Source organism: Streptomyces sp. NPDC053431, from assembly GCF_044544925.1.
Lineage (GTDB): Bacteria > Actinomycetota > Actinomycetes > Streptomycetales > Streptomycetaceae > Streptomyces.
Genome location: NZ_JBITXX010000015.1, coordinates 28665 through 37537, shown reverse-complemented (window position 1 = coordinate 37537; position 8873 = coordinate 28665). Strand labels below are relative to the sequence as shown.

The window sequence follows — 8873 nt, the reverse complement described above, 5'->3', positions numbered from 1 at the left end:
CGTCGACACGGCGACCACCCAGACCCAGCTGCTCTGGGCGATGCCCAACGGCAAGCTGCGCACCCAGATCGACGCCCTGCCGCAACGCGCGAAGAACGCCGAGGGCCACTGGGCGCCGATCGACAACACGCTGCGCCGGGCGAAGGGCGCCGGTTCGCTGGGCATCCGTCCGGTGAACGCGGCGGTGCCGGTGCGCTTCGCGAGCGGTACGCGGTCCTCGGGCCGCGCCGACCGTTCGTACGTCCGCGCACCGCTGGCCGGCGAGACTGTGCTCGCCGAGGTCGACCTGGGCGGCCACACCGTCGCCTACACGTGGCCCGGCACCCTCCCGGAGCCGGTGCTCGACGGCCCGCGCGCCCTCTACCCCGAGGTGTTCCCGGGCGTCGACCTGCTGCTGGTCGTGCGTGAGGAGGGCGGCTTCGGCCAGCTCCTCATCGTCAAGAACGAGCAGGCTGCGCAGAACAAGGCCCTCGCGACCGTCACGTACGGCCTGAGCTCCAAGACGGCCGTCTTCCGCCGGGACGCGAAGGCGAGCCGGATCCAGGTCCTCGACAAGGCGGGCCAGGAGGTCGGCAGCATCCCGACCCCGTTCGCCTGGGACTCCAGCGGCCGCGACTCCGAGCTGCCCCCGGGCACTCCGCAGCGCACCTCCGTGGCCACCCCGGCCGACGTGCTGAAGCTGTCGGGTCTCACCGGCATCGAGCCCGGCGCGAAGTCCGCCCCGCTCCCCACCGTCCTCGACGGGGACGGCACCGGCTCTGCCACGATGAAGCTGGACGCGGCGGCCACGGGTCTGTTCACCGACAAGGACACGAAGTTCCCGGTCTTCATCGACCCGCCGCTCAACACCGCGTGGCAGGCCTGGACCGTGGCGTACAAGAAGTACCCGAACTCCAGCTTCTGGAACGGTACGAACTTCTCCTCCGGCACCTCCGACGCCCGCGTGGGCTACGAGCAGGACACCGGCGGCCTCGCCCGCTCGTTCTGGCGGATGAACTTCTCCACCAGCTACAAGGGCGCGAAGTTCGACTGGGCCACCTTCAAGGTCGTGAACAACCACTCCTGGTCCTGCACCGACCGTCAGATGGAGTTCTGGCTGACCGGCGGCATCTCCTCCGGTACGACCTGGAACGCACAGCCGAGCTGGTCGAGGGTCCTGCACAAGAAGTCCTTCGCGCACGGCTGGTCGAGCTCCTGCCCGGACGCGTGGGAGTCGTTCACCGTGACGTCCGCGGCCCAGGAGGGTGCGGACAAGGGCTGGGGGACCATCACCTTCGGCATGCGCGCCACCAGCGAGAGCGACACCCAGACCTGGCGCAAGTTCGCGGCGACCGGCGCCCGGCTCGAAGGCGAGTTCAACCGCGCCCCCAACCAGCCGACCTCCGGCACCTCCTCCCCGGGCGGCGCCTGTGTGGCCGGTCCGACGGCCAGCGCGCTGATCGGCCGGACGACCATCACCCTGAAGGCCAAGGGCTCCGACCCGGACGGCGCTGTTCCGAAGCTGCGCTTCCGGTTCTGGAAGAACGGCGACACCACCAAGAAGGAGTACGTCGCCACCGCGGACTCCACCGGTTACGGCCAGATGGTCATCCCGGCGACCGACCCCCTGCTGAGCACCATCACGGCCAACACGCTCTACAAGTGGGACGTGCGCTCCGAGGACTCCACGTACCCGGACGCGGGCTCCACCTCGACCTTCTTCCCGGACGGCACCGAGCCGTGCCAGATCACCGTCGACCCGACCGCCCCGCCGCAGCCGGACATCACCAGCACGGTGTTCAAGGAGGCCACCGCCGACGGCAAGACCTGGTCGACGGTGAACTTCGGCAAGCCCGGTGACTTCACCTTCATCGCCTCCGGGGCGTCCAAGTTCCGGTACGCCTTCGAGGGCCAGGGCTACGTCGACGCTCCGACCCCCGTCAACGGCAAGGTCACGATCACCAATGTGACCCCGCCGCACGCGGGTCCGGTCGTCATCAACGTCTACGCCTACGACGCCAACGGCAACCAGAGCATCCGCGGCGACTACGCCTTCTACCTGCCGCCGCGCGACACCGCCGACGGCCCGATGGACACGGGCGGCGACAACATCCCCGACCTGCTCGTCCTCTACCCGGACGGCAAGCTGAAGAACTGCGTCGGCGCCCCCGCCGACCCGGCTGTCCCCGGCACCGGCGGCGAGCTCTACAGCTGCCTGGAGGCGGCCTACGTCAGCGCCGGCAAGAAGGTCGACCCGCCGAACCACTGGATCGACGCCGCCGGTACGCCGTCGCTGATCGCGCACTACAACGACGTCTACCCCGGCGACGGCTCGACCGACCTGTTCGCCGTCACCCCGGACAAGCAGTTCTGGCTCTACCCCGGTGACGGTTACGGCAGCTTCAACGTCGACAACCGCATCAAGATCCGTCTGCCGTCCAACGCCCCGGCTCCGTCCACCTGGACGCAGATGAAGGCGATCGGCGACATCACCGGCGACAAGCTGCCCGACCTCGCCGTGCGCGCGGGCACCGCCTTCTGGATCCTGTCCGGTTACACCGGCGCCACCTTCGAGACCGCCACGCTCATGGAGGGCACCGCCTGGGCGACCAGCGCCCGCGACATCGTGAACATCGCGGACATGAACAAGGACAACACGCCCGACCTGCTGTGGCGCAACGTGAGCAACGGCAACATGTACGTCCGCCACGGCAAGCCCGGCGCGGTCGCCGGCAGCGTCGACCTGGAGTCGATCAAGCTCGCTGCCAACTCGCTCAACGGCGACGTACAGTTCGGCACCAACTGGACCGCGACCAACATCACGGCCGCGATCGGTATCCCGGACGTGAACAAGGACGGCGTTCCCGACATCTGGGCCCGCGAGGGCGCCACCGGCAACATGAAGCTGTACTACCCGTCCACCACCAACACCAACGCCCCGGTGAAGACGGTCCTGTCCGTCGACTGGAGCACCGTCAAGGCGTTCGGCTGATCCCGGCCGCCCGCTGACCGACGAACACCGAGCCCCGGTCACCTGCCTTTCGGCAGGGGACCGGGGCTCGCCCCTTTCCTGGGGTGACTACGAGGCCTCCCCCTCCGCGATCGCCCCCGCCACCTCCGCCACCCGCGCCGCCTCCTCCGCCGCGAACCGCTCCCGGTCCAGGGCCTCGGCGATCTCCTCGTCCTGGGTCATCAGCAGGTCGAGGTTGGAGTCGCCGAGGTCGAAGACGCCCATGTCGAGGTAGGCCCTCTGGAGGCGTTCGCCCCACAGGCCGATGTCCTTCACGCAGGGCACGATCCGGCTGAAGAGCAGCTTGCGGAACAGGTGCAGGAACTCGCTCTGCTCGCTGAGCTGCTCGGCCTCCTTCTTCGGGATGCCGAAGTTCTCCAGGACCTCGACCCCGCGCAGCCGGTCGCGCATGAGGTAGCAGCCCTCGATGACGAACTCCTCGCGCTCGCGCAGTTCGGCGTCGGTGAGCTGCTGGTAGTAGTCGCGCAGCGCCATCCGGCCGAAGGCCACGTGCCGGGCCTCGTCCTGCATCACGTACGCCAGGATCTGCTTGGGCAGCGGCTTGTCGGTGGTGTCCCTGATCATGCCGAAGGCGGCGAGGGCCAGGCCCTCGATGAGGACCTGCATGCCGAGGTAGGGCATGTCCCAGCGGGAGTCGCGCAGGGTGTCGCCGAGCAGGCTCTGGAGGTTGTCGTTGATCGGGTAGAGCATCCCGATCTTCTCGTGCAGGAAGCGGCCGTAGATCTCGGCGTGCCGGGCCTCGTCCATGGTCTGGGTGGCCGAGTAGAACTTCGCGTCCAGGTCGGGCACGGACTCGACGATCCGGGCGGCGCAAATCATCGCGCCCTGCTCGCCGTGCAGGAACTGGCTGAACTGCCAGGAGGTGTAGTGCCGGCGCAGCTCACCCTTGTCCTTGTCGGTGAGCTTGGCCCAATGGCGGGTGCCGTAGAGGGACATGGCCTCGTCGGGGGTGCCCAGGGGGTCGTACGGGTCGACCTCCAGGTCCCAGTCGATCCGGGTGGCGCCGTCCCACTGCTTGTCCTTGCCCTTCTGGTAGAGGGCGAGGAGACGGTCGCGGCCGACGGCGTTCACGTCGTATTCCCAGTTGAAGCGGGCGGCGCCGCTCGCCGGCACCTGCCAGACGGGCTCCTGCGGGGCCTGGGCGTAGAGGTCGTGCGTCGACACGGGCGGCTCCTTCCTGCGGCTCCGAGCAGGCTCACACGTTGGTAGACGCAGGGTCAACAAGTCGTGCGTGAGGGATTGACGACGTTACTGACGGGGAGTCTTATAAAGCCGGAAGAGCCGACGAGCCGCCGACCCATCCGCCGCCGACCCAGCGCGAGGTGCCACCGCCATGGCCAGTCTCACCGAGCCCGACTTCGCCCTCCTCCGGGACGCCCTCGGCCCGCTGCGCGACCGCGAGCAGGTCGCCCGGCGGCTCCTGGAGTCCTCCCTCAAGCACTCCTTCGACCCCGAGACCGAACTCGACTGGGACGCCCCCTTCGAGGACGGCAAGTGGTTCTGGCCGCCGGAGCTGGTCTCGCTCTACGGCACCCCGCTGTGGCGGCGGATGTCCGAGGAGCAGCGGATCGACCTGTCCCGCCACGAGGCCGCCTCGCTCGCCTCCCTCGGCATCTGGTTCGAGATCATCCTCATGCAGCTGCTCGTGCGGCACATCTACGACAAGGCGCTGACCAGCGACCACGTGCGCTACGCCCTCACCGAGATCGCCGACGAGTGCCGGCACTCGATGATGTTCGCCAAGCTGATCAAGCGTGGCGGCGCCCCCGAGTACCCGGTGCCGCGGATCTACCACAACCTCGCCCGGGTCCTGAAGACCGTCTCCACCACCCCCGGCTCCTTCGCCGCGACCCTCCTGGGCGAGGAGATCCTCGACTGGATGCAGCGGCTGACCTTCCCGGACGAGCGCGTCCAGCCGCTCGTCCGGGGCGTCACCCGGATCCACGTGGTCGAGGAGGCCCGCCATGTGCGCTACGCGCGGGAGGAGCTGCGCCGCCAGATGATCACCGCGCCGCGCTGGGAGCAGGAGTTCACCCGGCTCAGCTGCGGCGAGGCGGCCCGGGTCTTCTCCACCTGCTTCGTCAACCCGGCCGTGTACGACCACGTCGGCCTGGACCGCCGCGAGGCCGTCGCCCAGGTGAGGGCGAGCGGCCACCGGCGGGAGGTGATGCAGTCGGGGGCGAAGCGGCTCACCGACTTCCTGGACGACATCGGTGTGCTGCGGGGCGCCGGCCGCAGGCTGTGGAAGTCGTCCGGATTGCTGGCCTGAGGGAGCGGCGACGGGGTTACGCTGCGGGGCATGACCAGTGCCCCGTCGCCCGCGTACCGCCGGCTCAGTGTCGAGGAGCGGCGGATCCAGCTGCTCGACGCGGCCCAGACGCTGTTCGCGCACCGGCCGCCGGAGGACGTCTCGCTCGACGACGTCGCCGAGGCCGCGGGGGTCTCGCGCCCGCTCGTCTACCGCTACTTCCCCGGCGGGAAGCAGCAGCTGTACGAGGCGGCGCTGCGCTCCTCGGCCGACGCGCTCGAGCACTGCTTCGCCGAGCCGCCCGAGGGGCCGCCCACCGAACGCCTCGCCCGGGTCCTGGACCGCTATCTGGCCTTCGTCGACCAGCACGACGCCGGCTTCGCCGCGCTGCTGCGCGGCGGCAGCGTCGCCGAGACCTCGCGGACCACGGCGATCGTCGACGAGGTCCGGCGGGCGGCGGCCGAGCAGATCCTCTTCCACCTGGGTGTGGACCGGCCCGGTCCGCGGCTCGGGATGATGGTCAGGACGTGGATCGCGGCGGTGGAGGCCGCCTCGCTGATCTGGGTCGACGAGGGGAAGCGGCCGCCGGCCGACAACCTCCGCGACTGGCTGGTCGACCACCTGGTGGCCCTGCTCGCGGCGACCGCGGCCGGCGACACGGAGACCGCCGGGGTGGTGGCCCGGCTGCTGGCCCAGGAGCGGGCCACGGGCCCGGTCGGCACGCTGGCCAGGAACGTCATCCCGGTGGTGAGCGAGGCCGCGCACCTGCTCTGAGCCGCCCGGAGGGGACACTGGTGGGGTGAAGAGCGAGAACACCCCCTTCCGCGGCGGCCCCCTCGACGGCCGGCAGCTGCCCGTCCTGCTCGGCCCGACCGGGCACCCGCCGAAGTGGTACGAGATCCCCGTCCCGGCCCACGAGGGGCGCCCGGCGGCGGTGTACGCGTACCGCCGTGAGCCGGCCGGCTACTCGAAGCGGCTCGGGCTGCAGCAGGGGTGGGTGTACGTGTACGCGCCGGAGGGGCGGGAGCGCAGGCAGATCCGGTGGCCGTGGCAGAAGCCGGCTGCTCCGAAGGAGTGAGCCCGCCGGACACCCGCCCTTTCATCCGCTTGTCACACCATTCCTGGCGCCATCATCCCCGAGGGAGGTGATGACGTGCCGGGACGACTGCTGCGCACGATCTGCACGGGGGCCCTCGCGGGGATGCTGGCGGCCACGACGGCCCTGACCGGCACGGCCCTCGCCGGAAAGGCTTTCGCCGGGAGGGCCCTGGCCGGGAGAGCCCTGCCCGGGAAGGCCCCGGCCGCGCCCGTCGACGCGGGCGAGAGCTCGGTCACCGGCCTGCTCACCCGGCTGCGCACCCTCTACCAGGAGACCGAGCGGGCCACCGAGGCCTACAACGCCGCCGACGAGGCGCTGAAGAAGCAGACCGCCGACACCCGCAGGACCGACGTCCAACTGGCCGCCGCCCGCAGGGCACTCGACCGCGGCCGGGACGAGGCCGGCCGGCTGGCCCGGCAGCAGTACCAGGGCCGCTCCGAACTCTCCCCGTACCTGAGCCTGCTGCTCGCCCCCGACCCCCGGCACGCCCTCGACGAGAACCACCTGGTGACCCGGGCGGCCCGGGAACGCGCCACCCTCGTCTCCCGCCTCCAGGCCGCCGAGAAGAAGGCGGCGGCCCTCGCGACGGCCTCCCGCGAGGCCCTCGACCGCCGCCGGACCCTCCTCGCCACCCGGCAGAAGCAGCGGGCGACGGTCCGCACGAAACTGGACGAGGTCGAGAAGCTCCTGGCCTCGCTCTCCCCCGCCCAACTCGCCCGGCTGACCTCTCTGGAGACCACCCAGACCGCCGGCGCCCAGAGCCAGCTCCTCGGCTCCGGTGCCCTCGACGGCACCCGCACCCCCTCCCAGGAGGGCGCCGAGGCCCTGCGCTTCGCCGCGCGCCAGATCGGCAAGCCGTACGAGTGGGGCGCCGAGGGCCCCGACACGTACGACTGCTCCGGCCTCACCCAGCAGTCCTGGGCGGCGGCGGGCCGCGAACTCCCGCGCACCAGCCAGGAACAGTGGGAGACGCTCCCCCGCGTCCCCCTCACCGAGCTCCGCCCCGGCGACCTGGTCGTCTACTACCCGGAGGCCACCCACGTCGCCCTCTACCTCGGCGACGGCCTGGTCGTCCACGCCCCCCGCCCCGGCGCCCGCGTCAAGGTCTCCCCGCTCGCCGCCAACCCCCTCCTGGGCGCCGTCCGCCCCGACCCCGACGCGCTCCCCCTGAAGACGTACACGCCGCCCGAACTCCCGGCGGGAGCCACGGACGGCGCGGACGAGGGGTACGCGAGCGATCAGGCGCCGGCGACGGACTCCAGGTAGGCGGCGGTCTTCTCCGGCTCGAAGAAGAAGTTCTCGAAGTCCGCCGGGTTGTCGAAGCCGTTGGCGAAGCGGTCGGCGACCGGCTGGAGCGCGCCCGCCGCGCCGATCAGGTTCAGCACGTGCTCCGGCGGGACGCCGAGCATGGCGTTGGTCCACTTCGTGACGTGCTGGGCGGTCTGCCAGTAGCGGTCGAAGGTGGACCGCATCCAGGCCTCGTCGAAGGGACGGTCGCCGTGCTCGACGATCGCGGCGAGATAGGCGGCGGCGCACTTGGCCGCCGAGTTGGAACCCTGGCCGGTGATCGGGTCGTTGGCCACGACCACGTCGGCGACGCCGAGGACCAGACCGCCGCCGGGCAGGTGGCCGACCGGGTTGCGTACGGTCGGGGCGTAACGGCCCGCCAGCGTGCCGCCCGCGTCGGTCAGTTCGACCTTCGTGGCACGCGCGTACTCCCACGGCGTGAACGTCTCCATCAGCTCCAGCGTGAGCGCCAGGTGGTCGGCCGGGTCCTTCACGCCCTGGAAGACGTCCAGCGGGCCGCCGGGCACGCCCTCCCAGAAGAGGATGTCGGCGCGGCCGGAGGTGGTGAGGGTCGGCATCACGAACAGCTCGCCGACGCCCGGCACGAGGTTGCAGCGCACCGCGTCGAAGTCCGGGTGCTCGGGCCGCGGGCCGAGGCCGTGCACGTACGCGACGGCGAGGGCGCGCTGCGGCTCGCTGTACGGGGAGCGGGCGGCGTCCCGGCCGAACATCGACACCAGTTCGCCCTTGCCGGCCGCGACGAGCACCAGGTCGTAGCCGCGCGCGAAGTAGTCGAGGTCGCCGACGGCGGCGCCGTGGATGACGAGCTGGCCGCCGCGCTGGGCGAAGGTCTCCATCCAGCCGGCCATCTTCACCCGCTGGTCGACGGACTGGGCGTAGCCGTCCAGCTTCCCGACCCAGTCGATCACCCTCCCCCTGGCTTCGCCGGGGGTGCCCCCGGACTCCGGGCCGGCCACCGAGACGCCGAGGCCCTCGATCCGCGGGGCCTGGGACTCCCAGAAGTTGATGCCCAGGTCACGCTCGTGCTGGAGAGCGGTGTCGAACATGCACTGCGTGGACATGACCCGCCCGGAGCGGATCTCGTCCGCCGTCCGGTTGGACATGAGGGTGACTTCGTAGCCCTTCGACTGCAGTCCGAGGGCGAGCTGGAGACCGGACTGACCGGCGCCGACTATGAGTATCTTCCGCATGGGCGACCTTGGGGGTGC

The 8873-nt window shown here is 71.1% G+C and carries 7 protein-coding genes; 5 read left to right on the top strand and 2 right to left on the bottom strand.

The annotated features are described in order from the left end of the window. Positions 1–40 precede the first annotated feature (40 nt). The gene (locus tag ACIGXE_RS28740; RefSeq protein WP_399751911.1) at positions 41–2971 is read left to right on the top strand and encodes a DNRLRE domain-containing protein; all 2931 of its coding nucleotides are present in this window, start codon (positions 41–43) and stop codon (positions 2969–2971) included. 87 nt (positions 2972–3058) lie between these two features. Here ACIGXE_RS28740 and ACIGXE_RS28735 read toward each other — a convergent pair whose 3' ends face one another. Then, positions 3059–4174 carry a ferritin-like domain-containing protein gene (locus ACIGXE_RS28735; RefSeq protein ID WP_399751793.1) on the bottom strand — a complete coding sequence of 372 codons (1116 nt, stop codon included), beginning with the start codon at positions 4172–4174 and terminating at the stop codon, positions 3059–3061. A gap of 169 nt (positions 4175–4343) precedes the next feature. Between ACIGXE_RS28735 and ACIGXE_RS28730 the strand changes: the two genes are divergently transcribed. From ACIGXE_RS28730 to ACIGXE_RS28715, 4 genes are all read left to right on the top strand, one after another. Continuing rightward, a complete protein-coding gene (locus ACIGXE_RS28730; RefSeq protein WP_399751792.1) occupies positions 4344–5279 on the top strand; it encodes a diiron oxygenase in 936 nt (311 codons plus the stop codon). A 30-nt stretch (positions 5280–5309) separates the two neighbouring features. Further along, entirely contained in the window at positions 5310–6032 is a 723-nt protein-coding gene (locus ACIGXE_RS28725; protein WP_399751791.1) for a TetR/AcrR family transcriptional regulator, read from the top strand. 25 nt (positions 6033–6057) lie between these two features. Continuing rightward, a complete protein-coding gene (locus ACIGXE_RS28720; RefSeq protein WP_399751790.1) occupies positions 6058–6336 on the top strand; it encodes a hypothetical protein in 279 nt (92 codons plus the stop codon). 75 nt (positions 6337–6411) lie between these two features. Then, positions 6412–7623 (top strand): NlpC/P60 family protein, encoded by a 1212-nt coding sequence (locus ACIGXE_RS28715; protein WP_399751789.1) that lies wholly within the window; start codon positions 6412–6414, stop codon positions 7621–7623. On the opposite strand, the gene ACIGXE_RS28710 is transcribed toward ACIGXE_RS28715, so the two are convergent. Then, on the bottom strand, positions 7596–8855 hold the full coding sequence (locus ACIGXE_RS28710; RefSeq protein WP_399751788.1) for a styrene monooxygenase/indole monooxygenase family protein: 1260 nt from the start codon (positions 8853–8855) through the stop codon (positions 7596–7598). The genes ACIGXE_RS28715 and ACIGXE_RS28710 overlap by 28 nt on opposite strands. Between the last annotated feature and the right edge of the window lie 18 nt (positions 8856–8873).